At 42.2% G+C, this 26,430-nt stretch carries 21 protein-coding genes; 11 read left to right on the forward strand and 10 right to left on the reverse strand.

Translation table 11 applies throughout. The annotated features are described in order from the left end of the window. Positions 1 to 2: 2 nt before the first annotated feature. A complete protein-coding gene (locus DOZ58_RS09980; protein ID WP_111888144.1) occupies positions 3 to 1,514 on the reverse strand; it encodes a CdaR family transcriptional regulator in 1,512 nt (503 codons plus the stop codon). Positions 1,515 to 1,687: 173 nt separating this feature from the next. Here DOZ58_RS09980 and DOZ58_RS09985 point away from each other — a divergent pair, with 173 nt between their 5' ends. From DOZ58_RS09985 to DOZ58_RS09995, 3 genes are all read left to right on the forward strand, one after another. Then, entirely contained in the window at positions 1,688 to 4,498 is a 2,811-nt protein-coding gene (locus DOZ58_RS09985) for an FAD-dependent oxidoreductase (RefSeq protein ID WP_111888145.1), read from the forward strand. A 58-nt stretch (positions 4,499 to 4,556) separates the two neighbouring features. Then, entirely contained in the window at positions 4,557 to 5,312 is a 756-nt protein-coding gene (locus tag DOZ58_RS09990; RefSeq protein WP_111888146.1) for an SDR family NAD(P)-dependent oxidoreductase, read from the forward strand. A gap of 435 nt (positions 5,313 to 5,747) precedes the next feature. Next, a complete protein-coding gene (locus DOZ58_RS09995) occupies positions 5,748 to 6,239 on the forward strand; it encodes a DUF1836 domain-containing protein (RefSeq protein ID WP_111888147.1) in 492 nt (163 codons plus the stop codon). A gap of 205 nt (positions 6,240 to 6,444) precedes the next feature. Here DOZ58_RS09995 and DOZ58_RS10000 read toward each other — a convergent pair whose 3' ends face one another. Both DOZ58_RS10000 and DOZ58_RS10005 read right to left on the reverse strand, forming a co-directional pair. After that, positions 6,445 to 7,167, reverse strand: coding sequence for an SGNH/GDSL hydrolase family protein (locus DOZ58_RS10000; protein WP_111888148.1), 723 nt, complete (start codon positions 7,165 to 7,167; stop codon positions 6,445 to 6,447). A gap of 264 nt (positions 7,168 to 7,431) precedes the next feature. Next, positions 7,432 to 8,889 carry a PLP-dependent aminotransferase family protein gene (locus DOZ58_RS10005; RefSeq protein WP_111888149.1) on the reverse strand — a complete coding sequence of 486 codons (1,458 nt, stop codon included), beginning with the start codon at positions 8,887 to 8,889 and terminating at the stop codon, positions 7,432 to 7,434. Positions 8,890 to 9,026: 137 nt separating this feature from the next. Here DOZ58_RS10005 and DOZ58_RS10010 point away from each other — a divergent pair, with 137 nt between their 5' ends. Next, on the forward strand, positions 9,027 to 9,638 hold the full coding sequence (locus DOZ58_RS10010) for a LysE/ArgO family amino acid transporter (RefSeq protein ID WP_111888150.1): 612 nt from the start codon (positions 9,027 to 9,029) through the stop codon (positions 9,636 to 9,638). A 105-nt stretch (positions 9,639 to 9,743) separates the two neighbouring features. Here DOZ58_RS10010 and DOZ58_RS10015 read toward each other — a convergent pair whose 3' ends face one another. The 3 genes from DOZ58_RS10015 to DOZ58_RS10025 form a co-directional block, all read right to left on the reverse strand. Next, positions 9,744 to 12,209, reverse strand: a complete 2,466-nt coding sequence (locus DOZ58_RS10015) for an EAL domain-containing protein (RefSeq protein WP_111888151.1) — start codon at positions 12,207 to 12,209, stop codon at positions 9,744 to 9,746. Positions 12,210 to 12,691: 482 nt separating this feature from the next. Further along, positions 12,692 to 13,108: a secondary thiamine-phosphate synthase enzyme YjbQ gene (locus tag DOZ58_RS10020; protein WP_111888152.1), complete on the reverse strand. Its 417-nt coding sequence runs from the start codon at positions 13,106 to 13,108 to the stop codon at positions 12,692 to 12,694. Positions 13,109 to 13,129: 21 nt separating this feature from the next. Next, positions 13,130 to 13,636 (reverse strand): GNAT family N-acetyltransferase, encoded by a 507-nt coding sequence (locus DOZ58_RS10025; protein ID WP_111888153.1) that lies wholly within the window; start codon positions 13,634 to 13,636, stop codon positions 13,130 to 13,132. A gap of 214 nt (positions 13,637 to 13,850) precedes the next feature. Here DOZ58_RS10025 and DOZ58_RS10030 point away from each other — a divergent pair, with 214 nt between their 5' ends. Continuing rightward, positions 13,851 to 14,384 carry a hypothetical protein gene (locus tag DOZ58_RS10030; RefSeq protein ID WP_111888154.1) on the forward strand — a complete coding sequence of 178 codons (534 nt, stop codon included), beginning with the start codon at positions 13,851 to 13,853 and terminating at the stop codon, positions 14,382 to 14,384. Between the two features lie 254 nt (positions 14,385 to 14,638). After that, entirely contained in the window at positions 14,639 to 15,451 is an 813-nt protein-coding gene (gene mutM, locus DOZ58_RS10035) for a DNA-formamidopyrimidine glycosylase (RefSeq protein WP_111888155.1), read from the forward strand. A gap of 124 nt (positions 15,452 to 15,575) precedes the next feature. Here the strand turns inward: mutM and DOZ58_RS10040 are convergent, their stop codons facing one another. Beyond that, complete coding sequence (locus tag DOZ58_RS10040; RefSeq protein ID WP_111888156.1) at positions 15,576 to 16,025, reverse strand: universal stress protein; 450 nt, start codon at positions 16,023 to 16,025, stop codon at positions 15,576 to 15,578. 261 nt (positions 16,026 to 16,286) lie between these two features. Between DOZ58_RS10040 and DOZ58_RS10045 the strand changes: the two genes are divergently transcribed. From DOZ58_RS10045 to DOZ58_RS10060, 4 genes are all read left to right on the forward strand, one after another. After that, the gene (locus DOZ58_RS10045; RefSeq protein ID WP_111888157.1) at positions 16,287 to 17,570 is read left to right on the forward strand and encodes an ArsB/NhaD family transporter; all 1,284 of its coding nucleotides are present in this window, start codon (positions 16,287 to 16,289) and stop codon (positions 17,568 to 17,570) included. 168 nt (positions 17,571 to 17,738) lie between these two features. Then, positions 17,739 to 18,671: a GTP-binding protein gene (locus DOZ58_RS10050; RefSeq protein ID WP_111888158.1), complete on the forward strand. Its 933-nt coding sequence runs from the start codon at positions 17,739 to 17,741 to the stop codon at positions 18,669 to 18,671. A 9-nt stretch (positions 18,672 to 18,680) separates the two neighbouring features. Next, a complete protein-coding gene (locus DOZ58_RS10055; protein WP_111888159.1) occupies positions 18,681 to 20,258 on the forward strand; it encodes a permease in 1,578 nt (525 codons plus the stop codon). A 10-nt stretch (positions 20,259 to 20,268) separates the two neighbouring features. Continuing rightward, entirely contained in the window at positions 20,269 to 21,066 is a 798-nt protein-coding gene (locus tag DOZ58_RS10060) for a TIGR03943 family protein (RefSeq protein WP_111888160.1), read from the forward strand. A gap of 21 nt (positions 21,067 to 21,087) precedes the next feature. On the opposite strand, the gene DOZ58_RS10065 is transcribed toward DOZ58_RS10060, so the two are convergent. Together DOZ58_RS10065 and DOZ58_RS10070 are read right to left on the reverse strand one after the other, a co-directional pair. Beyond that, positions 21,088 to 22,551, reverse strand: coding sequence for an MFS transporter (locus DOZ58_RS10065; protein ID WP_111888161.1), 1,464 nt, complete (start codon positions 22,549 to 22,551; stop codon positions 21,088 to 21,090). Then, positions 22,535 to 22,996: a MarR family winged helix-turn-helix transcriptional regulator gene (locus DOZ58_RS10070; protein ID WP_111888162.1), complete on the reverse strand. Its 462-nt coding sequence runs from the start codon at positions 22,994 to 22,996 to the stop codon at positions 22,535 to 22,537. Before DOZ58_RS10070 ends, DOZ58_RS10065 begins: the two co-directional genes overlap by 17 nt. Positions 22,997 to 23,384: 388 nt before the next feature. Here DOZ58_RS10070 and DOZ58_RS10075 point away from each other — a divergent pair, with 388 nt between their 5' ends. Further along, positions 23,385 to 25,670, forward strand: coding sequence for a methyl-accepting chemotaxis protein (locus DOZ58_RS10075; RefSeq protein ID WP_111888163.1), 2,286 nt, complete (start codon positions 23,385 to 23,387; stop codon positions 25,668 to 25,670). Between the two features lie 104 nt (positions 25,671 to 25,774). On the opposite strand, the gene DOZ58_RS10080 is transcribed toward DOZ58_RS10075, so the two are convergent. Then, entirely contained in the window at positions 25,775 to 26,404 is a 630-nt protein-coding gene (locus tag DOZ58_RS10080; protein WP_162624495.1) for a DUF3786 domain-containing protein, read from the reverse strand. Positions 26,405 to 26,430 lie beyond the last annotated feature (26 nt).

The following is a 26,430-nucleotide window of genomic DNA, read 5'->3' on the forward strand; positions in this document are numbered from 1 at the left end:
ATTTAGGCATCCTGCCCTTTATAACAGTCAATCAGATAAGACATCCTTAACAGGAACCGAATATATGCGTCATCCAGATCGATATGACTAATTTCTACGATCCGCTCCAGCCGATACGCCAGAGAATTCCTGTGAACAAACAATTTTTCTGAAGCCCGCTTGATACTGCAGCCACAATTTAAGTAGACTTTCAGTGTCGAATACAAACTGGCTTCATTTTTTCGGTCATATTGCCGCAGGATGCTTAACGCCGGATGGCAGAACAAACCGAGTCGCGACGGAGCATCCACATGATCAAGCAAATCATAGAACTGATAATCGATGTAATCGCAAATGAGATTTTCAGGCTGCAGCCGTTTGCCCAGATTCAGAGCAGAAACCGCCTGATGATAATATTTCGCAAAACTTTCAACATGATCAAACGCATTGCTGACACCAATGCGAAGATGCTCATTATCTACCAAATTCTGCAACGCTTTTAATTGTTCCCCCTCGATACAATCATCTTTTAAGAGCGGCACTAAAACCGCCACCTTCCCCTCATGATAAGTCACATGTGACCCCGTTAAAACTCCTTTTAAAGCCGGAACGATATGATCTTTTAAATGTCGCTCGCCAAGGTAGCGGATCGGAAAAACCGAAAGTGCGATCAGTTTGGAGGCAAACTCTAAGCCGGGAAAACAAATCGGAATGTTCTCCGGCGGTGCACCGATAAGCAGTTCATACAGCAACTGTTGATAAAGCGTGCCGGTCTGAAACAGATAAGCAAAATAATGAGTAATAGTATAACTGATCACATGACTGACAATCTCCAGAATTTCCATATGTTCCGGCGTTACCGGCGTTTCGCCTTCAATCATCAGGATAAAACCGACCTGGATGCCATTATGAAATACCTTACTGCTCAGCTTTCGATGGGGTGATTCAGTGCATGAAACTTCAACAACATCGGTTGTGTGGGCTGCCTGCTGTATCGGCTTAAGCTGTTGAACGGCCTTGATAAAATCATAACTGCAATACCCCCGTCTGATATTGTCCTTCCATAAGTCGTCTGTAACTGGAATCGACGTGGAATGAGCCAGAATTTTGAAATTGACATCGCTAAAAATCAGCGAATTTCCGAGCATGATTGAGGCTGTATTAACAACCGCCTGAAGATCCCTGGTCTCATTGGCACGCTTTACGAGTTCTTCATAAATAAGCCCTCCCCCAGAATTTTTCATCAATGTCCGGGCCAGATTGACCGCCGAAAATAATTCTGATGACTCGACCAGAGCGAGATTTTTAATCTCATCAGTCCGAGCTTTGTCATCTTTAACAAGAACACAGTGACAGGGTAGATTTTCACTTTTTGCTAATTGGCTGCTATAACCAAAGTATAGAATATTTCCTTGAAATGAATTTTGTCGTCCATCAATTAAGGCGATGTCGATAATCTCAGCCTGATTTTCACAAGACGCCTTTGTGATCGGTAAATTAATCGCTATTTTTGTGATTAGGTCATTAAATTTCATACTTATCACTTCCAGATTAAATTATTTTTATGTCTACACGTTAAAATTAGAATAGTGCATCATACACAAATTGTCAATGTGAAATCGTTTCCCGTCAATATAGGCAAATTCCAACGAACACAGTATAATCTATTTATTATAAACGCAATTCGTTAATAATAAGGAGGAAACCTATGTATGAAAAACTGTTTCTCGAAGGAACCATTGGAAAACTGAAACTTAAAAATCGTTTGGTTATGTCGCCAATGGGGATTGGGCTGGCTGAGCTGGACGGTTCACCAACGCAAGAGATGATCGCTTTTTATGAGGCCCGTGCCATTGGTGGCGCCGGATTAATCATCCCTGAAATTACCCGTGTAAATGATGTGCACGGTGCCGGAATGCTGCGTCAGCTTTCTGTTACTAAAGATCGTCACATTGAACCACTATCAAGACTGGCGCAAGCGGTGCATAAACATGGGACGAAAATCTTTATTCAACTACATCACCCCGGTCGTGAAACGATGACCTCGCTGGTCGGAGGACCCGTCGCTGCGCCATCGGCAATTCCCTGTAATTTTCTTAAGCAGCCAACACGAGCGCTTGAACATGCTGAAATCAAGGAACTGGTTCAGCAGTTTGTCGCCGGTGCTGTTCGCGTGCAGAAAGCAGGTTGTGACGGTGTTGAACTGCATGCCGCTCATGGCTATCTGATCAATCAGTTTTTAAGCCCCTATACCAATAAACGCGATGATGAATACGGCGGAAGTTTTGAAAACCGGCTGCGTTTTATTGCCGAAATCATCGCCGGTATACGAAACGAATGTGGTCCTGATTTTCCTATTAGTGTCCGTCTTTCTGTCGAGGAATTTTTAAGCAATGTCGGAGTCACCGATGATTATATTCATATTCAGGATGGTGTCAAAATTTCCATGGCACTGGAAAAACTGGGAATCGACGTCATCAATGTAAGCTGTGGTATTTATGAAACTGGCTCGGTTTGTGTCGAACCGGTTTCGTTCCCCCAGGGCTGGCGCCGGGATCTGATCAAAGCGGTTAAAGATCATGTTGCGATTCCGGTAATCGCTGTTTCCGTCTTTCGCGAACCGGCTGTCGGTGAACAGTTTCTGGCCGACGGTATCGTCGATTTTGTGGCCTTAGGCCGCGCCTGGCTGGCGGATGAAGAATGGGGTTTAAAGGTAAAAGAAGGACGGGAAAAGCAGTTGTGCAAGTGTATCTCCTGCCTGCGCTGCTTCGAAAGCTTAAACGAAAATAATGCCGTTGGTCTTCCGCTGGTTTGTTCGGTAAACCCACGTCTTGCCCGGGAACAACAGCTTGGCAACCTCGCTCACGATTCGTTCGACCATAAAGTAGCGGTTATCGGTGGTGGTGCCGCTGGTATGTCGGCAGCCCGCACACTGGCACTTCGCGGTATTCATGTCACCTTGTTTGAAAAAGAAAATACTCTTGGTGGGCTTATTAATATTGCTAAAATGCCTCCTCATAAAGGTGCCATGGACTGGATCTGCCAGTATTATCAAAATGAATTCGATCGTTTGAATGTCGCAGTGAAACTAAATACCGAAGCGACTCTTTCTGTATTAGAAGAAATGGCACCCGATGCGGTCATTCTGGCTACTGGCAGTACCCCCGTTGTACCCAGACGCATCCCTGGAGTCGATGGCGAAAATGTCTTTGGAATTGATCGTGTCCTATCCGGAGCCACCGGATTAAAAGATAAACAGGTGGTACTCATCGGTGCCGGGATGAGTGGAATTGAAACCGCCGAGTATCTGTGTGCCGCCGGAAATTCATTAACCATCGTTGATATGCTTAACAAGGTCGCACCCGACGGAAATGGCACGAATGTTTTAGATGTTACCGGACGTCTGGCAAAATATGGTGCGACTTACATGCTATCCCATGCGTTAAAAGAAATCACACCGGATGGCGTGATTCTCGAAAAAATGGAAGATCACTCGGAAATCAAGATACCAGCTGACGCGGTTGTGTTGTCGATGGGTTATTGCTCCAATAATAGCCTTGCCGAAGAACTAAAGAAAAAATTCGAACGAGTGGAAATTATCGGTGATGCCCTTAAAGTTGACCGCATTGAACCGGCTATCCGGGCCGGCTTTGAAGCAGGCCGCTGTCTGTTTATCGACAAACCCAAAGCCACCAGTTTTCTGACCCCAAAAGAAGACTTGGAAAACTTTGGCAAGCTTTCTCTGATGGATAATCAGGAAGGTCTGTATCTTTGCTTTCTCACCGATCCCGCTGTTATCGCGCGCCTGTTACCTCCACCACTTAAACCTTTTTCAATGCCGGTGGTAACCCTGTCGATTGCGCATATTCACAATCCCTCTTTTGCCGATGATTATTATGAAGCAATCCTGGGCGTCTATGCAATGTACGGAAAAGAACTGGGGCTCTATCCCCTTAGTCTGGTTCTCGGCGGCCCCGGAGCCGAGATGGCTGTTCAGCTTGGTCGTGATAATGGCAGCATTCCCAAAAAAATGGGCGCAGAGTTTGTGATTCGCCAGACGGGAAATACCGTTATGGCCAGCGTCACCCGTCGGGGTGTTCAGTTAATTGAAGCAAAACTGGAACTCGGTGAGACCAATAGTCCGCTGACTGGTGCCATGTATCAGTTCCCGGAAGCGGGAAAACAGACCTATGGTGGTGGCTTTTATTTTCATTTTGACCGCGAACCGGATAAAGAAGGGGTGTCCCATTTTACCAATGGTGCCTTGCTTCAGAATCTCTGTGAGTACACTTACAAATCCTGGGAGCCGGGTTTTGCCAGTCTGAAGCTTCGTTCCAGCATCGACGACCCCTGGGGTGAATTGCCGATAAACACAATCGTCGGCGGTGCTTACTCTGTAAACAGTTTACTTGTCCATAAGCTAAATCTGGTCGAAAACCTGAATGCCGAAGATATTGTCCCCTATTTAATGGCCGGACGCTACGACCGCACCGCATTTATGGAAACTGGCCGGAAATAAGCCCTCGTAAAACCTGAACGCAAAAATAAAATCACCAAAATACGAAAGGAATTTGATTATGAAACTTGAAAATAAAGTTGCGATTATTACCGGCTCAACGAAAGGCATCGGAAAAGCTGCCGCCATGATTTTTGTGGCGGAAGGTGCAAAGGTTGTCGTTGTCGGGACCAACAAAGAAAGAGGCGATGCCACTGTAAAGGAAATTCTGGCTGCCGGAGGCGAAGGTTTTTTCCAGCAAACTGACGTAACCGATGAGGCCAGCCTGGATGCTTTGGTAAACGCCACCATGGAACATTACGGCCGGATTGATATCCTGGTCAATAACGCCGGCGTCAGCGGCACCACGGCAAATATGAATGATATCAGCAGTGATGAGTGGAATACTGTCCTTTCTACCAATTTAACCGCTCCCTTCATGCTTTGTAAAAAGATCATCCCAGTGATGGAAAAACAAGGTTCCGGTGCCATCGTTAACGTCGCATCAATGGCGTCCACCGGTGCCGGAAGAGGTGGCCTTGCTTATACCTCCGCTAAACACGGACTTCTGGGTCTGACGCGTCAAATGTCGATGGACCATGGCCGTAACGGCGTCCGTATTAACGCAGTCCTTCCAGGGCCCATCGATACCGAAATGATTGCCCGGGTTTTAACCATCCCCCAACATCCGGTTTGTATGAAGATTAAAATGAGCCCGGCCACAAGAGCGGGTGCACCAGAAGAGGTTGGAAAGGCGATTCTCTTCCTGGCAAGCGACGATGCCTCCTTTATTCACGGTGCCAGTCTGGCTGTAGACGGCGGATATACCATCTTCTAAATCAGACAAAAAAATAGCGCCGATTGGGGCACTGTGAAAGTTAAGAGTAGGGATTTTGTGTCCCTGCTCTTAGCTTTTTTTTACGATAATTTAGAACCACTTAAGAATAAATAGCACCCCATTGCAATCAAAGACAAAACCACCCGATGCTCAGTCTCCTGCCCATTTGAGCGTTATTCAGCCAATTCTTCTTTAATATACGTCACCGCATTTTTTCCGGCCATCCGGCCTGAATTCACTGCAAAGCCCAGAGTATTGCCAGGCAATACAAAGACATATTTTTAAGGTCCGCGATTAGTTTTATCCAGGCTAACCCCGTTTTTTGCACCAGATAAGATGATTGCTATAACAAACCAATTCTTTTTATTAACTTTGACATCATCTTGTATATTACCTTATAATTAAGAGGAGTCTTATTGAAAGAGGTATCAGAAAATGGAAACAATATCAGAGGAACTCCTTAACTTTCACTGTCCGCGATGGCTTGAACTTCCCGACATTGATTTATATATGGATCAGTTAGTCAGTATTTTAGAAAAGAATCTGGTTATTTTCGAAGAAATTTGGGGTGAAAAAATTATCACCTCCATGATGATCAATAACTATGTTAAGCAAAAAGTCGTTGAGCCGCCAATTAAAAAGCGCTATAACCGGAGCCACCTTGCCTATTTTTTTGTGATTTGTATCATGAAACGGGTTCTCAGTATTTCCGAAACTGGTGATCTGATTACCTATTTAATCAGCCAGCACAAAATCGATTATGCCTACAATTTATTCTGTGATGAACTGGAAAGTGCCATCAAAGAGGTTTTCTCTCCGAAAGTTCAACCGAGCAATCAAATAAAAGCGCCCGAACTGATTATTCTTAAATCAGCCGTGCTTGCATTTGCAAATAAAACGTATTTTCAAGTCAGCATAAAAAAATAGTAAGCAGAGGGGCTTGTGTTTTTCTCCAGCTGTTCGTTAACAAATTGTGTTGTTGCGGCCGGTTCATTTCAGCCAGTCAGAACTAAATAAACATGGCTAAGATTACCCCAATAATGCTGCCGCAATCTATTCCACAATCATTTCGGTTCAGTTTATTTTTTCTTGACACCGTTTGCCCGGATCATCCCGAGAAATGGTGTGCGGGCTAATCAGTTGCGCCATTCGGGATCATCTTCTGGTCCAGTATCGCTTTTATTACGGTTTCATAAATCAATTTATAACCCGACTTATTTGGATGAACGCCGTCCTCACATAGAAAATCCTTATACTGGCGTTTGCTTAAAAACGCACTGCGTATGTCAATGAGTGGAATTGACAGCTTCTTCGCCAGTAAAACAACCTTTAAATTGTACATTTCCTGCCAACGATAAATGACATCAACACTACCGATCCATTTTAAGATATTTTCTTTGTTTAAGTTTTCTGAAAACCATTCAAAATATCGTTCCGGCACAAGCGGTGGCAACGAGAGCATAATGGGTTTACCTCCATTGGTTTTTATTTCTTCAATCATTTCGGTATAGAGGTCTTCAAATACTGTGGTCGGTGTTTTGGGGATATGTTCATCCTGAGGATTTTCGGCAATCTCATTCCAGGCATAGCTACAGTCGTTGCCACCAAATTCCAGAAAAATGCGGTCATAATTTGAGAGCTTAGCAGCATGGCGTTTGACTATGGATAGCCCCTTCGAAACGGTGATCCCCATCTTCGAGAAATTATCAAGAATAATATTCTTCTGTCCGACCAAGGCATTCAAATCAATTTTCACCAGTCCATAACGGCCGGAATTATTTTGCTGGATGACTCCTTTTCCAATGGAATCTCCAAACACACATATTCTTACATCTTTTTCATGTTCGTTTTCCATAGAATAATCCTCTTTTCATTCATTAATTTCCAAGTTATGATTTGAGTCAATATAGTGTGTGTTCAATTTAAAAAGGGATGTTCATTTAACAACATTATCTGTCATACTTCCCGATATTATATAATTACGTTTAGCACATGATCTAGTTTGTATGATTATATTATCTAATAACCTTAACAGTGTCAAGGTTTTTCTGCTTTGCCTCACGGCGATAAGGTTTTTGCGAATCGCCCGGTCGTTAGCGAATTTGTCAATTGGTTGTAGTCACACTTCAAACCATCTTTTGGTAATACCAGCCAATCGTTTCACGGCTTCCTCAAATTCCCCGCAGCTCAAATAAGAATAAGAAATCCGCAGAGCATTTGTCGGAGCATAGTCATAGATATCTCCGGGATTCAGGAGAACCCCTACTTTTACGGCTTCTTCAAATAATTTTTGCATCGGTATTTTTTTATTAAAGCGCATCCAGATATAAAAACCGCCGGCCGGTGATTTGAAGGATACCCGATCACCCAGATATTGCCTGAGTACCCGGACCCCATGGTCTCTGCGCTTCTCCATTTCAGTTCTGATCTGTTCCAGATGCTGTTCATACATGCCACTGTTCAAAAATTCGGTCATGATCCACTGTGAAACTGAGCTGGCACCATAGTCCATTTGCATTTTCACATCTCCCAGACGATCAATAATTGGCTCCGAAGCAATCACCCAACCGATTCGCAGGCCCGGTGACAACGTTTTTGACACTGTGCCGAGGTAAATAATATCGCCGTTGAGATCCATTTGTTTAATGGGCTGATGATGTTGTTTATCAAAATATAATTCTTCATAAGCACCATCCTCAATAATCGGAATGCGATTGACCCCACAATATTCGAAAAGAGCCTTCCTCCGTTGATTCGACATTGTGATACCAGTGGGGTTATGGTTGGTAGGAATGGTGTAGAGGATTCGGGTCCGTTGATCCGTCCTGGGAAGCCGGTGATGCAAAATGCCTTCCTCATCCATGGGGATACTTTCCAGCGTAATTCCCGCTGACTGAAAAATCTGCAAGGATTTCAAATAGGTTGGTGCTTCAGTGTAGACTACCGAGTCTGCCGAAAGAATACAGACGGATATGAGTTGTAGTGCCTGTAAAGATCCGGAGGTTATCAAAACCTGATCCGGGGTAGCTATAATCCCAAATTTTGTTACATACCTGACAATCGCACAACGCAACTGATAAAGACCGGAAGCTTCCAGATAATTCAAGGACGGAATATTCTCCAGCGGTTTTACTGCTTTTTTCCATAGTTCTGATGGAAACAGAGCCGGATCCAATTCCCCGGTCCCCAGACGAAGGATGCCTGGCGTAAATTCAAGTCGATTGATCGCTTGAATCATGGCATGATTAGACTTAAAACTACCCAGGTTCACATAACGATTCCAGATGCTGTTTTCAGACAATAACAGCGTCCAGGTATTGCTGATAATCCGGGTTCCGCCCTTAAAATTACTCTCAATGATCCCATCGGCGGCCAGCTCATCCATGACAGTGGTAATCGTACTGCGGTTAACGCCCAACTTAGCGGCCAGATCCCGTTGAGAGGGCAACTGAGTCCCGACTTCCCAGGCACCGGATTGAATTTGAGCGCTAATAAAGTGGATAATCTGCCGGTAGATTGGTATCTTTGAACTGCGATCAGGTAACCACTCAAAAGTGCAGGTCTGTTTTTTATTCATTACGCTGTTATTACTCCTTTTGGCTGGTTTTAAACTAACATATGGCTGGTTACAAAACACCAGTTTCTATTTATGATATAAGTATAATCAAATTATATCAGAAATAAAGGTTAGAAATATAATTAAAAGGAGTTTCTATGCAATACTTTTTACAAGGCCTTCTCATGGGATTGGCTTATGTCGCTCCAATCGGGATGCAGAATTTATTTGTGATTAATGGCGCTCTGGCTCATAGCCGGAAACAGGCGCTTTTGGTTGGGCTGACCGTGACACTTTTTGATGTAGCTCTGGCCTTTTCCTGTTTCTATGGCATTGGTGCCATTATGGACTATTATAGCGGGCTAAGAGCGCTGATCCTGTTTTGCGGCAGTTTAATCGTTACTTATATTGGCGTCACACTACTTCTGGCGAAGACTGAAAACAAACCAACCGAAGGTGCGGTTTTATCGATCCGTAAGATGGTTGTCTCAGCATTTGTGGTGACCTGGTTTAATCCCCAGGCATTGATTGACGGAACCATGATGCTTGGTGCCTTCCGTGTCTCCCTGCCAGTGGATGATGCCCAGTACTTTATCATCGGTGTGGCGTTTGCCTCGCTGATCTGGTTTACCGGGCTCGCCCTTGTTGTATCTTATTCCGGCAATCTTATCAAAGGCCGAACCTTACGGTATATCAATCTGGTTTGCGGTATTATTATTATACTTTATGGTCTGGGACTGATGCTTAAACTGATCCAACTGGTTTTTTGAGTTTTGACGTGCTACGTGCACCGCTTTGAACCCAAAACCTTTTGGTAGACAGGACGTTTTTTTGCCAGTCTACTTATCTCATCGCCACTTAATTCAATTCCTATATCACAGTACTCTTTCTGTGAACCCAAACAAGTTTGTTTGAATTTTCAGCAAACGTTCAACATCATTACTCCTAAGCGGTCTGCTGTAGAGGTAGCCCTGCAGGTAATCACACTTTACGCGTTTCAAACGGTTAGCCTCTACTTCTTCCTCAACCCCTTCAGCAACGACCATTAATCCCAAACCATGGGCAACGGAAACAATCCCCTCCATCACCTGAATACTCTCCATCCGAATGAACTTATCCTTTAAACTTTTATCAAGTTTAATCTTATCCACCGGCATAAAGGCTAAATAATTTAGGGATGAGAAACCCGTCCCAAAATCATCCAGGGCGATCCGGATCCCCATTTCTTCTAACTTTTTCATAATATTAATGGCCTTTTCCTTATTGTCGATTAACACACTCTCGGTTATCTCTATTTCGATCAACGCTGGATCAACTTTTTGTTCATCGAGGCTGTTTGCGATATATGCAACCAGATTTTCATCATAAAACTGATTTCCCGAAATATTAATCGCGATCCCTTTGACTGGATAGTTTGCATCGATCCATTTTCTTTGTTGACAGATTGCTTCCTGGATGACCCATCTGCCAATGGGAATGATTAAACCGGACTCCTCTGCCACCTGGATAAAGACGGCTGGCGAAAGCGAGCTGTCCTGAATCCGAATTAGTGCCTCAAAATAAGCGATCGCTCCGGTTTGGGCGTCGATTACGGGTTGATATAGTAAACGGAATCGCTGATATTCCAGTGCTTCTCGGAGTATTTTTTCAATTTTAAAACGCTCATGGAAGGCGGACGTCATCTGCTCATCAAACATCATGCACCGGTTTTTGCCATTATTTTTGGCACTATACATAGCAATATCGGCTTTAACAAGCAGCTCATCCACCGTCCGCCCATCAGCTGGATAAGCGGCAATTCCGGCGCTTACGGTAATGTGAATCACGACCCCTTCAATGTTGATTTTCTCTCTGAGCTTAGCAGCCATTGTGACCTCCATGCAATGACGAACGTCACATTTTTCACTTTGGTTTCGATGCCAGATTAAAAATTCATCGCCTCCCAATCGGAAGGGGATCGTATTATCACAACACATCTTTTCACGCAGGATCTCGGCTACATAACGCAATAAGTGATCCCCGTAATTATGACCAAGAGTATCGTTAATTGTTTTAAAGTTATCAATATCCAATAAGACGATATTTCCGTGCACATTATTTAATAAGTCCCTAGTGAGCAACTCATTAAATTTCCGGCGATTGTATAACTCTGTCATCGGGTCGCGATCGGCCAGAAATTGAATATGCTGTTCCTTTTCTTTAATCGTATCAACCATATTCCTTAATTCCACCAGGACATGATTGTAGTAAGCGCCCATTTGCCCGATCTCATCTTTGGTCTTCACTTCAATTGCTCGTGTAAAATCACCTTGTGCAACAAAACCCAAACTATCCACAAATTGCTTGAATTCCCGGGAAAAAGAAGTGCTGTAAATGATGATCAGCCCAACAGTCAAAGCAATAATGATTAGCGTAATCATAATGGCATTGGCAATCATATCGCTCACCGAAGAAAACAATTCGGCAAAGGGCGTCATCACAACTAATTTCCAGCCAGTGCTTGCGAGGGTTAAATAATCGGCTCTAAAATCCTGGCCGCCTAATGCAACATTGATTGACCCCTCACTATTATTCATAATGGTATCGGCGATGACGCCTAATTCCTGATCCTGCTCAATTGCTAGCTTCATGACCTTTTGGGGGTCTTTATGCGCAATAAAGCGTCCCTTTGTATCAATCAGAAAGGCATAACCGGACTCACCCAATTTCACTTCTTTAATGATTTTTTGGATCGTTGTCAAGTCGTAGTCAGCCGAAGCGACACCGATGATGCCGTATTCGGTGCTTATCGGGACTGCTGCAGTAACCATTGAGATTTTTGTCACCTCATCGTAGTATGGATCTGTCCAGCCAACTCCTTTTTCGGTGTTTTTCCCGATAAGATACCAGTCGGTATTAAAATAATCATAATCTTCTGACTCGTACGCTTCACTATAGACAATGGTCTCCCCTTCTTTGTGGAGATAAGGCCCAAAATATCGGATGTTTTTATCATAAACCCCGCTTTCCAGCCACAGTCCACTGCCGAGGGTGTTTTTATTCATCGCCAGGAATTTCTCAATAATGCCGCGATAATCCGTCTTTGTCAGCGTATTTGCCTGGACTTCATAAACAGCAGCGACGGCTTCTGCTATTTGTCTATTCGTGGTAAATTCAGACTCAATCGATGCTTCGATGGTATTGAGGGCTTCTGTTACTCTTGCTTCGATTTGTTCTTCTAATCCCGCCTTTGTTTTTAACACCGAGGCAGCCGCAATCGATACAGTTGCCAGTAAGATGATCGGGATGAATACAATCAACATTTTCGTTCGGATGCTAGATAGCTTGTTAAAAAAGTTCATCGACTCCTCCCAACTGTAAAATCAACTGAGATAATAAAACACTCTTCAGCTTTTAAAAAGATAATCGGCTGTACGCCCATTAACACCATTCTTTACCCCATTTCATTCAAGTGTTTCACAAAAGAATTTCGCAAAATCGATGGATGGATTCAGTTTAGTGTACCCCAGAAAACCCGCTTAAGTATTTCGCCAATGTAAAGATTGCGTTAAGAGTTTGTTAGAATTTGTCGTTATGTGACTGCTTTAATCAAAAATTTACTGAACCCATTCCCCCAATTAATACGCAAACGCAAAAGAGAGACGTGGCCCGCAAGGGAAGCGTCTCTCTTTGTAATTAATAATAAGGGGACATTTAGTTTTCTTTTTGCGTCTCAGGTCGCTTTACCCAATCCGCCATCGCACTTCGCATGATAAATATGAATGCGCTAAAAAAAAACAAACGCATCAGCAAGATTGCAATTTGGTCCGCTATGACAAGCCCCCTACTCTCCAATTATTTTAACTAAAACCCGTTTATCTCGCTTTCCGTCAAATTCAAAGTAAAAGATTTGTTCCCATCTGCCAAAATCCAGCTTGCCATTGGTTACTGCCACCACTGTTTCGCGGCCCATAATGGTTCGTTTGAGATGACCATCAGCGTTATCTTCAAATCCATTATGATGATACTGACTATATGGTTTTTCCGGTGCCAGTTTTTCCAACCAGTCTTCATAATCCTGATGTAATCCACCTTCGTCATCATTAATAAAAACACTGGCGGTAATGTTCATGGCATTAACTAAAATCAGTCCTTCACTTATCCGACTCTCAGCCAGGGCTTTTTCTACATCACCGGTGATATTGACCAGGCCTCTTCGTTTAGGCAAATTAAAATGCAATTCTTTACGATAAGAAATCATGGTTTTTGCTCCTTTTTTTCTTTATTCTCTAACTAACGCATACAATTTCATGTCTTCTGTCTGACCATTTTTAATGGCATTTTTTCTAAGCAGTCCTTCTAGTTGAAAACCAGCTTTTTCAAGAATCCGGCACGAACCCAGGTTCCGGGCAAAAGGTTCGGCAAAAATTCGGATGATATCGGTTGTTTCAAAAACAAGTTCACAGATCTGTTTTACTGCCCGAGTTCCATGTCCCTGTCCCCAATCGGGTTCGGCAATATAATAACCCAGTTCAGCCGTTCGAAAGTGAATATTATCTTTGCGAAATACACCGATACTCCCAATAACCCGACCCTCATCGGTAATGGCATAGGCAAAGGTATTATCGGCTTGTGAATCCTGCATGGCCTTGATATATTCTTTTGCATCCTCAACTGTATAGGGAAATGGTAAGCCATCCCGCAGGTTATCCAAAATTTTTTTGTTATTCAGGGCTGCTGCCAACTGATTGGCATCTTCTTCTGCCCATTTACGCAGTGTTGTTTTCAATTCGTTATCCTCCTCATTCTAGAGATATTTTTTAATGACCATAAAATCTACAAAATAGGCTACCGGCTAAAAATTAAATCGCTCATCCTCACCTGTTAGAAATCGCGAAACTCACCGATGCCAAAGATAAATTTAAGTGAACAAAGGGTGTTTATCATGATGAAACATGTTATAATGATTATCAATAACGATTTGTTCAAGAAAGGAAAGTAAAATGTTTGAAGAATTAGGTGGTTTTTTTGGCTGGCTTTTAATTGGTGCATTCGCGTGCACCCTGCTTAACTATCTCGTAAAATTTGCTAATAAAAAATGGGGCAAGACGATTTCCAGCAACAGTTCTGGCAAAAAAACGATGAAATTACTGATGACCGTCTTTGTTCGGAATCACAAATTTTTTGGTTTCCTGACTGCCGCACTGCTACTGACACATTTTACCATTCAGTTTAGCCGCTATGGCATTAATCTAACTGGCGCCCTGGCGGCCATCTTAATTATTTCCCAGGTCAGTTTAGGGATCTACGCTACGCGTGCTCACAAGCCGCGCAAGGGTGCGTGGTTTGTTGCCCACCGGTTAATTGCCGTTTTGATCATAATCGGAATTCTCTTGCACTTATTGGCTCCGTATTCACTTAACCGTATACTGCTGCAACCCGCAACCTCAGCGGTACAATCGACGGAAACAGACACTCGGTCAACCGAAGCGGATCGTCAATTAACGCGTTTTACAAAGGATGACTTGCCAGCTTAATGGTAAAGACGGTAATCCCACCTATGTTGCTTACAAAAACGTGGTTTATGATGTTTCGAACGTATCACAATGGGTAAACGGTGAACACAATGGCAATAGCCGACAATGATTTAACCCAGGCTCTTTCTGGTTCTCCCATGGTGAAAGGGTACTAGCTGATCTTCCCATCGTCGGCGAATATATCGCGTAAGTATCAGCTAAGGAAGTTTCTATTTGTTAACTTTACTTAAATCCATTAAAGCAGGTGAAAATTTATGCCCGAACTACCAGAAGTCGAAACCGTTCGCCGAACGTTAAAAAACTTTATTATTGGCAAAGAAATCAAGGAAATCCAGGTTCATTACGATAAGATTGTCGTCGGGGATACGGATAACTTTGTGACGTCATTAACAGGACAAACCATTCGGGATATTGATCGAGTGGGAAAATATTTGGTCTTTATTCTCGATCGCGATGCGTTTATTTCGCATTTGCGAATGGAAGGCAAATATAATCTTGTCGATGCTTCAAAGCCGCTTAACAAACATGAACATCTGACCTTTGTCTTTCGTGACGGCACCGAATTACGTTATCAGGACACCCGCAAATTTGGTCGGCTTGAGCGCGTCAACAAAAAAACGTATCGTCAGGATTTACCGCTTTGCAAGCTTGGTCCCGAACCATGGGATGCTGATCCTAAAGCGATCTACGCCAAAATACATAAGAGCAATCTGCCGATTAAAACGCTGCTACTTGATCAAAGCATTATGACAGGAATCGGCAATATCTACGCCAATGAAATCTGTTTTAGATTAAAAATAGATCCTACCACCCCAGGCAAACGGGTCAGTAAAAAGCGGGTAGTGGAATTAATTGCTGTTTCAAAAGAAATCCTGGAGCAGGCCATTGCCCAAGGCGGAACAACGATTCACTCGTTTGACGCCAATGGCATTAACGGTTTGTTTCAGGTGCAGTTGCAGGTACATACACAAAAATTTTGTCCGCTATGTAGTGGTGCAATTACCAAAGAAATGGTTCGTGGCAGAGGTACCTATTATTGCAAAGCATGCCAAAAAAAGAAGGGCTGAGATTATTAAACGAGGAAATATTTGACCCAGAGAAGCTGCTTCTCTGGGTTTTTTTATCGCTTTAATGGTTGCAATGGGAGAAACTCCATTGTCTTTTTTAAACATCAGCCATTTCTTTTTTCGTTTATTTAACGACCAGAACCGGCTGTTTGGAATGACGCACTATTTTTGAGGTGACACTGCCAATAAACACCTGGCGCAGTCGTGAAATGCCAACCCCCTGAGAACCCATAATTACCATTTCCACCTCATTTTCATCGAGATAATCGGCTATCTGATCGGCCGGATCTCCATAGAGCAAAACGGTTTCCACATTGACTGACAAATCTTTTAGCATTTCCTTTGCGTCAGCAAGGTTGCGCTCTGCATTAAGTTTAAACTGAGATACATAGGCCTGGACTTCCAAGCCGGATTGGATTAATAGATTGGACTCATCCGTTCCACTGGGTGTGGTAATATTGGCAACCGACAATAAAACGATATCCGAGCCTAAGGCTTCCGCCAGTTTTTTTGCTTCCAGTACCGCTTTTGTTGATATTGGCGAGCCATCAATGGGAACAAGTAATTTTTTCATATGGTGCCTCCCTGTATTATTTAGTTAGCTTCATGATAACGATTTTTTTCTAAAATTGCAATGACTATTTTACTAACCACCTTCGGTATCTCCGGCTGCAAACGTTAAAGTTTCTTCTTATTATAATGTACTTCAAAAAAAACACAAAATCGATTGACAAATCACCCCGTTAACACGATAATGGGTAATGGCATTCAGACGATTTAAATGATGTGAGGATCGGTTGGCTGCTTCACACATTGTAAATTGAGGAGAACTGAAATGACGGAAAGTAATTATTTTTTTGTATCGATCGCTATTTTTTTAATTGTGTATGCCTTAATCATCTGGGACAAATTCGATCGAACCCTTGTCGCTTTAGGCGGCGGCATGCTGATGGTTATTCTGAGAATTCTGAATCAGGAATCTGCCATCGAGGCGGTTGATTTCGATACCATTACCCTTTTAATCGGGATGATGATGATTGTTATGGTCATGCGTCGAACCGGCGTTTTTGAATACCTGGCCATTAAGGTATTAAAAATTTCCAAAGCCGATCCCCAGCGTCTGATTATTCTGCTTTCACTGATTACCGGTGTCTTATCGGGCTTGCTTGATAATGTCACCACAATTTTGCTGATTATACCAGTAACGCTCAGCGTTGCCAAAGACTTAAAGCTTGATCCAATCCCCTTTATCATTGCTGAAATTTTCGCTTCCAATATCGGTGGCACTGCTACACTGATTGGCGATCCGCCCAATATTATGATTGGAAGTCAGGTTGGTTTTACCTTCAATGATTTTCTGCTTAATAATTCTGTCATCGCGCTGCCAATTCTTTTGCTGACATCCATTCTATTTGCGCTTTTATATAAAAAAGTTTTGATTGCCGATGAATCTGTCAAAGCCAAGGTTTTATCCGTTAATGAAAAAGATGCCATCACTGATTTACCGCTACTACGAAAATCGATGATTGTCTTTACCCTTGTTATTCTTGGTTTTTTGTTCAATGGGGTGCTCCACATAGAATCACCGACTATTGCCTTATCGGGAGCGGTTATCCTCATCTTAATTTCAGGTATCAGCTCGGAAGAAATTCTTCACGAGGTGGAATGGAAGACCATTTTCTTTTTCATCGGTCTCTTCATTCTGGTTGGTGGTATTGAAGCCACCGGCGTCATCGAAATATTGGCCAAAGAGGTACTGCTCTTAACTCATGGCGATGTTTTCATGACAACGCTATCGATCTTATGGGTTTCTGCAATTGCCTCAGCTTTTATCGATAATATCCCCTTTGTCGCCACGATGATTCCGATGATCATGGAAATGGGGCATCTCTCCGGCATTGATATCTACCCGCTGTGGTGGGCACTTTCCCTGGGCGCCTGTCTGGGAGGGAACGGAACCGTTATTGGTGCCAGTGCCAATGTAGTCGCCATCGGGATTGCCGAAGCACAAGGTTACCGGATTACCTTTGGCCGCTATTTCAGAGTCGCTTTCCCCTTTATGATCTTTACGATCCTGATCGCAACAGTCTATATGATCTTTCGATATCTGGCCTTCTAATGAGGCAAACACGAATAAAACATTCTATTTTCATTTGCAAATGATTCGTATTTGCACTTAAGGTTTTCCTGCCTTAATCTGTATTATAATTAAGTTCATGCAGTTACAATCGCTATCAATATACACTGCTTGTTTAATACTGATAAATAGTTCGGGAGGAATATACCAATGACGAAAATAGATATTATCTCAGGCTTTCTGGGTGCTGGCAAAACGACATTGATCAAGAAATTACTGGAAGAAGCATTTATTGAAGAAAAAGTCGTGCTCATTGAAAATGAATTTGGGGAAGTGGGCATCGACGGCGCACTTTTTAAAGATTACAAAATCCAGATAACCGAGATGAATTCCGGATGCATCTGCTGTTCCATTGCCGGGGACTTTGGTGCCGCCTTAAAAGAAATATTAGCACTTGATACGGCTGACCGAATCATTATTGAACCCTCCGGCGTTGGCAAGCTTTCTGATGTAATCAATGGCTGTCAAAACGCCTTAAAAGGAGCTGCTGCTCAATTAAATATGTGTGTTACCGTTGTGGATGCGACAAAGTATAAGGTCTACGTCAAAAATTTTACTGAATTTTATACGAATCAACTGGCCAATGCAAAAGCGATTATTTTAAGCCGTAGTCAAAAGGTTAACGAAGATACCATAGAAATGATCATCAAAGATCTGCGAAGAATCAATCCCCATGCCCAAATCATTAGTACTGACTGGCAAGAATTAGACGGAAGCAAAATAAAAGAAATTGGCGAACTCACAGATAATATCGAAGCTCTCCATTCTTTAATCAACCCAACCAAACATACCCATGCGAGTCATCATCACGCTGATGAAGTTTTTAGTGTCTGGGGACGAGAGACGGCTAAAACATTTGAACGTAACAAAATTGAATCGGTCTTAAAACAATTAAAGCATTTAGAAGGAACGATTCTCCGGGCCAAAGGTATCATCAAGGTCGAAAAAAATCAATGGCTTCAATTTGATTATGTGCCTGACGAAACCTTTATAAAAGATATCAAACCCGATTACATTGGACGAATTTGTGTCATTGGAGAACAGATCAATGATGTCCAGATTACTGAATTATTCGGTTTGTAAGCGATCCTTATGGCAACTTATATAGATATTGTTACGGGATTTTTAGAAAGCGGAAAAACCACATTCATTCAAAATATATTAAACAACGGCCAAGTTTCGGATTTCAATTCAATCGTCCTGGTTATCTGCGAAGAGGGCTTTACTGACTATGATCAAGAATTATTTGTGCAGAAGAATATCAAAAGCATCATTTTAGAGAGCCCCACTGAATTAAATGATGACTTATTTAAACAGATTGACGCAAAATTTCATCCCGACTACATCATTGTCGAATATAATGGAACCTGGGATATTTCCCGACTTTTAGGTCTGAAAATGGACCCTGATTATCGCTACCGAAATGTTTTTTTTATCAGCGAAACCGGAACTTTTAGAAATCAATTAAGCAATATGGTTACCCTTATGCATCCTCATATTCAAAATAGCAATGTCACTGTTTTTAACCGACACGAAACCATGGCTCCGGAGATCCTAAAAAAAATAGTCCAAGATATAAAAAGTATTAATCCGAAAACAAAAACGGTTTTTGCTGAAGCCGTCGCACCTACCCAAGCATTAAATCCCTATTTTGGTAAACCCGACAACCAGAAAAACAGTCCCTTAAATTCACTGATCAAATTGAACCTATTCATGTTGATGCTTTTATGTGTTTCGGTGATTCTGATATTTAGTGATTTTAATGACTATCACTACATTCAATCGATCACCACGATCTTTTTAAGTATTCTGATTCAGGCACTACCCTTTATCTTGTTTGGGGCATTTTTTTCAGCCATTATCCAGCTATTTGTTTCATCAAATTGGATTATCACGCAAATATCCAAGGGAACTTGGACTTCTTTTTTAATTGCTGCCAGTGCTGGCTTTTTCTTGCCGATATGCGACTGTGGATTAGTTCCTATTGTTTCTGGTTTACTTAAAAAAAGTACTCCCTTACCGCAAACAATTACCTTCTGGCTGGCTTCGTCAGCCGTCAGCCCAATTGTTTTTCTTTCCATGCTCTATGCCTTTCCCGAGCAACCCTACCTGGCTGTTATCCGTGTGATAACTGGCGTAGTAATTGGTATTGTTGCTGGAATCATCTTAAAATTGGCCCATCTGGAAACCAGTGCTGTTATTCAGGACAGCCGCTACTTCCAAACGATCGGCAAGGATATTCTTGATTTAAAATTTGAAGGGACCAAAGGAAAAATCGAGGCGGTTTTTGCCGGCGCAAAAAGTGAATTTTTCAGAGTGTCGAAATATGTCATCATCGGTGCCTTGGTTTCGGCAATTTTACAGACGATTCTGCCACAAACACTAATGCACTTAATTAGTAGCAACCCCTTGTTACAATTTATGATTATGGTTGCCGCCGCCATCTTTATGTCCACCTGTTCCACGTCAAACGCGTTTATTGGGAAAAGTTTTTCGAATAATTTTTCTACCATACCTATTTTAGCCTTTGTTGTCATGGGACCGATGCTGGATCTAAAAAACATGCTGATGCTTTCCGGTGTATTAAAAAAGCGCTTTTTGATTGTTCTTGCCACTCTGGTAATTCTAGAAGGCGCCGTCGTATTTAGCACCTTAGCTTATTTTCTGTAAGGAGTTTGATATGAACAAAAAAATAAATACGGATGCACTTATCCAATTGATCATTCTGATCCTTACTGTTGTTTTGCTTAGTTACGCCTTAATTACCAAGAAAATAAACGCCTATGTCCATCCAAGGTATTACCTGGGATTATGGCTTTCTATAATTATACTGGTCTTCTTTGCTCTAAGTTTAATCCCTAAAATTAAAAAAGCAAGACATAATGTGAGTATCAGTCCTTATCTGATTTTTATCATTCCCCTCGCCGCTGCTCTTTTCTTTCCCTCCGGAGAGGTCATCAGTAAGGACGTGACCATGATCGAAAGTAGTCTTTCAACGACAACCAGTGAACAACCGATAGCAGAAAACAAACCTACCACAACCGATACTATTGAAGAACAATCTGATTCGAATGAAGATGCTTCTGAAAAATATGAACACTATAAGGTCGATGACGTCGTACAAATTAACGATGATGTTTTTTCCGCCTGGTTTTTTGATACCTATGCTCATCTTGATGACTTTACCGGAAAAAGGTACCAGTATTTGGCTCAAGTATTTTCAATGGATGATTTTAAAGATAATCAGTTTTTAGCAGGAAGAAATTTTATGGTTTGTTGTGCCGCCGATTTGGCCGGCTATGGCATAATTTGTGAAAGCAATCTGCGAAATGAACTGGTTGACCAAGAATGGATTATGGTTACCGGAACCATCACTTCCTATCAATACAATGGCCATCCTGTACCGATGCTAACAGATGTGACCATCACCAAAACCGAGGCACCTGAAGTTGGATATATTTACTACAAAAACTACTAGAATACTGTTTTCTGGTTGGGCTTATTTCCGGTTGCCGCTTATTTCATTCTCCAAAATCACGGCTTGTTCGATCGCCCCTGACTTTTTTCTCAGCAGTCGCAAAAATGTTAACACCGCACCAAAAAGACAAATGACTGCCGCGGTAATATAAACGTTGCTCATACCGTTAATAAAGGCACCATTTTGACCGGCCACATAATCTGTTACACGATAACCCAGCTCTGCACTCATGCTGCCATAAAGCAGGGTGGTTGCCAAAGCAATCCCGGTAACCATGCCCATATTTCGGACCAGAGCATTGATACTCCCGGCAATCCCCAGTTGATCTCTTTTTACGGTTGACATGATCAAAGAATTGTTTGGCGATTGAAATAAACCCATCCCTACCGATAAGACAACAATGAAAATAACCATGGTTGTCAGGGTGGACTGCTCAGTCAGGGTGGACATCAGGAACAAACCCAAACTGATCAGCAGTAAGCCAATGAAGGTTAGCAATTCTGATCCAATTTTGTCAGACACATGACCACTAACTGGTGCCAGCACCGCTAAAACGAGCGGGAAAATCATCATCATTAAACCCGCCTGCTCCGGAGAATAAATCATCACATCCTGGAGATAGAATGGTTGAATAATATTGTTGCAGAAGAGTCCCACAAAGGTAATAAAGGCACAGAATATACTCAGTGAAAACAGTTTGTTTTTGAAAATATAAAGCGGAATCAACGGGTTTTCGCGTTTTTGTTCAACCCGTATAAATGCGATAAATGATCCGATCGACACGATAAAGCCAGCCAGAATCAGCGGATTGGTAAAACCCAGACTTTGCACCTGACCCAGTGCCACAAATAATGGCACGATGCTTAGCATAAACAGAACAGCCCCCAGTGCATCCAGTCTCACTGTTGCCTTTTTATTGCTTCTCGGTAGCAGCTTAATGGCAAAAAACAAGACCACCACCCCCACCGGTACATTGATCAAAAAAATATACTCCCAACTGGAAGCACCGACTATAATTCCTCCCAAACCAGGCCCTACCAGAGATCCCAACGCCACAGATGTACCCGTTAAACCCAGGGCCTTACCCCGCTGTGTTGCTGGAAAGACCTGGGTAATGATGCCCTGATTATTGGCCATGGTTGCCGCAGCACCAACCGCTTGAACAATCCGGGCACCGATAAGTACCGGAAATGAACTGGTGATACCGCAAAGCAACGAACCAACGGTAAACAATGCTATACCGAAAGTAAAGATCCTGGTTTTACCCAGCATATCTCCCAGTTTTCCAAAAATGAGAATAATCCCCACAATGACAATCAGATAGCTGGTCACCACCAGTTGAATCTGAGATGTGTCAACATCCATTGCCCGGGCCATCTGGGGCAGAGCCACATTGACGATACTACTGTCCAGGGTTGCCATAAAGGTGGACATCACCACAATTAGCAGAATCGGCCATTTATTTTTTTCATAGTTTTTTTCCATTTACTTCCTCCTCAGTTCTTATCTGCTGGGTTCGCATAAATATTTTTTTCATCGCTGCCAGGGTTACTTCTTTTTCTTCTTGGGATAAATCTACTGTGATTAAGTCCACAATCTCCTCAATTTCCCTGTGCATCTGAGGTAGTATCGCTTTAGCTTTTTCTGTCAGATAAAGCTGATAAGCTCGACAATCCCCGTCTTTTCCGACCTTATAAACATATTTCAGCTCAATCAGGCGTTTGATGGTGCGGGTGGTCATCGCTTTGTCATTACCGATTTTTATACTGAGTTGATGAAGGCTGACACCCTCGCTTTTTTCCAGAATAAAGAGATAGGACATCGAACCACTGCTTAAATCATATTTTTTCATCACCTTGTCCAGTTGAATCTGATTGTTTCTAAATATTTTATTGTTGAGCATAATAAAATGCATGTTTTCAATTTCCAATGTATTCTCTCCTTCTACAATTGACTAGTCAATCTTATCTTAAATTATTTTCGTTGTGTTGTCAATCATATTTTTCGAACATTATCAATCCACAACATTCCGGGTAAATGACGACGGCCAATGGGTAAGGAAACCATTCTGACAAATTTTCCTATTGTGAATTAAATGAATTTAAATCATGCAATGCATAAAATATGATTGAGTTTGCTAAAACGATCGGATATAATGTTGGATGTTAATAAACAGATTCGATTGAATACCCTTGCTGTGAAGAGTAACAGCATCGATGCGCGCATTGATCAGTGGTATAGTCTTTCAAAGAAAAGTGGTGAATTAAACCTGAATTGTTGTTTAAACACATTTAAATCCATACTAAAAAGGAGTAAAAATGAAGCATGAAATAAGTTTATTGTCAAAGATCCTGTTGACGGTTGTTTTACCTGTTGCTTTGATTTTTTTAGCAACCGTTAGCGTTTCTATGTATGTTTTAAGTCAGAACATTGATCAATTTGCAAGTGTTCTAAACACCATGATCCTCATCAATACCATCGGATTGGTTGTGATCGTTGGTGTGATTGTACTTGGCTTGAAAGACCCCTCTAACAAAATATCGCATCTTATCAAAGTTGCCAATCGAATCGTTGATGGTGATATTGACGTTAACTCCGAAACCGTACAACCACGTGATGAGTTAGAACGATTAGGCTACATCTTAAATGAAATTGCGGCAGATCTCAAATCACAGATTGACATTGCTAATCGCCTTGGTAATGGCGATTTATCGGTTGTCATCACGCCAACCTCTAAGAGCGATCTAATGGGAAATAGTTTACTGAGCATCCAAAAATCCGTTGAAAACGTTTTTACTTGTCTAAAAACACTACCTGAAGTCGCGACAGCAGAAGTAGATTTGAGCGGAGATTATAAAAGTGCGATCGAACAACTCAATTTGACCATAAAAGAAGTCTTAAATGAAAAGGATTTCTTTATGGCTATTCTTGATGCAATGCCATATCGTGTTACCACCGTTGATAATGATTCGAAGATTACTTTTCTTAATAAAGCCCTGGGGGATTTGATGAAAAAAACCGGAACTGCCGAACATCGTGAAGACATGTATGGCACTAACTGTTCGGACTGTAATCTACAAATGTGCAAAACCGAAAATTGTGGTGTTACAGCATTTAAAAAAAGTGGCCGAATCGAATATCCGTTTGAATTCAGGGACCGATACTACCGGATGGACACAACGGCTATTGTAGATAAAAACGGTGAAACGATTGGTTATCTGGAAGTTTCTCACGATACAACGCCAAGCGAAAGTGTTGCCCACTATACAAAAAAAGAAGTCCTCCGTTTAGAAGAGAACTTAGAACAATTGTCGGCTGGAAATCTGGATTTCAATCTGGATATTCAGAAGCCAAATGACTATACCAATGAGACCTACGAACAGTTTATGACTATTGAAAACAACTTAATCAAAGTAAAAGATTCAATTAGTGTTCTCATCGAAGATGCAACCCAGCTTACCCGGGCAGCTATCCAGGGTGAACTGGATACCCGGGCTGATGAAACAAGCTTCGGTGGTTCCTGGCAAAAATTGATTAAGGGTATGAATGCTATTCTTGAAGAAATTTCAAAACCAATAAATGAAGTTGCTGCTACGATGGATGAGATGTCCGAGGGAAATTTAAACGTTTCCGTGAATGGCACCTATCAAGGACGTTTTGAAGCCCTAAAAACATCAGTTAACTCCATGGGAAGCCGATTCAGAACAGTCATGACTGAAATTTCGGCAGTTACTGAAGAAATTGGCAATGGAAATCTTAGTATTAACGATGTAAGAGTCTATCAAGGCGATTTTAATGCCATTTCTATTTCTCTCAATACGATTATCAAAAAATTAAACACGCTTTTGAGTAATATCAACGATGCGGCTGAGCAAGTAAATGCCGGTGCCAACCAAATCTCTGACAGCAGCCAATCGCTGGCTCAAGGTTCCACTGAACAAGCCAGCTCAATTCAGGAATTAACAGCATCCATCGCTGAAATCGCCGACCAGACTAAGCACAATGCAGTTAATGCAAACCGTGCCAATGAATTAGCTACAGAAGTCGCTAAAAATGCTGATAAAGGTAATTATCAGATGACCGAAATGCAGCGTTCAATGGTCGATATTAACAAGTCTTCTGATGATATTTCAAAAATCATTAAAGTCATTGATGATATTGCCTTCCAGACTAATATCTTAGCCCTAAATGCTGCAGTTGAAGCCGCTCGGGCCGGACAACATGGCAAGGGATTTGCAGTCGTCGCCGAAGAAGTAAGAACCCTAGCCGCTCGCAGTGCTGATGCTGCAAAAGAAACAACCGAACTTATCGAAGGTTCAATCGGCAAGGTTCAGGAAGGTACCAAGATCGCCGATGAAACAGCAGCAGCGCTGGATGAAATTGTCGCTGGCATTGGTCAAGTTACGGGCCTGATTGGTAATATTGCCAGCTCTTCCAATGAACAAGCTACCAGCATTGCCCAAATTAATATGGGCGTTGAACAAGTTGCCCATGTTGTTTCGCAAAACTCGGCCACAGCCGAACAAAGTGCGGCGGCCAGTGAAGAATTATCCGGCCAATCGGTTTTATTAAAACAAATGATTGACCAATTTCAACTGCGATAATTTTCCTGTTCCTTACCAAAATAAAAGCCATCACTTTACGTGGTGGTGGCTTTTTTATACCCATTGATCTTAAAATCAAGATGATCCTGATCAATCGGTTTTATTTATACCAATCGTTTTAACCCCGCCGCATCGATCAAGCGATTCACCAGATCCGAACCGATTCCGATGACGGTTTCCTCATGGGTAAAATCCGTGATTTTTTCGTCAAAAAGAATGGTTGCCTGGGCGGGAAGTTCATCATCGCCATCCCAAAATAGAAACCGGATGGGCATACAGACAAACGCCATCGCCTGAAAACCGGCGTCTGAATTAGGCAGCCGCTCAAACCCCAGCTTTTCCGCGGTATCTATCAATTGCTGGGTTTTGCCTTCAAATGTTTTAGCAAAAGGAGCGAGAGTCGATTTTTTAAATGCCGGACTAAACGGCGCTGCGCCCCGGAGCTCATGAAGGGGAATAAAATTGCCGGAATTTTTCGGTGCTTGTTTCGAAAAATGAAATAAGTGGTAGATGGCTGATTGGGTGTAAAAATCCGGCACTTCTTCCGGTTTATCAACGCGGCTAATGCTGGCATCGGTGCGTTTAATTTCGTAGTTAACGCCAAAGTAAGTGATCGGTAAATTAGCCGCATTATACCCGGGCAGCCCCAGAGCAGCATAGCGCTCTTCGTAGTCAAACTTAAGCGCCTTGAGTCGCCAATACTCGCACACTTTTTTGTAATTATCTTGTTCCATCGTCATCTCTCTTTCTAATTTTTAAT

The organism is Acetobacterium sp. KB-1, assembly GCF_003260995.1.
Lineage (GTDB): Bacteria > Bacillota > Clostridia > Eubacteriales > Eubacteriaceae > Acetobacterium > Acetobacterium carbinolicum.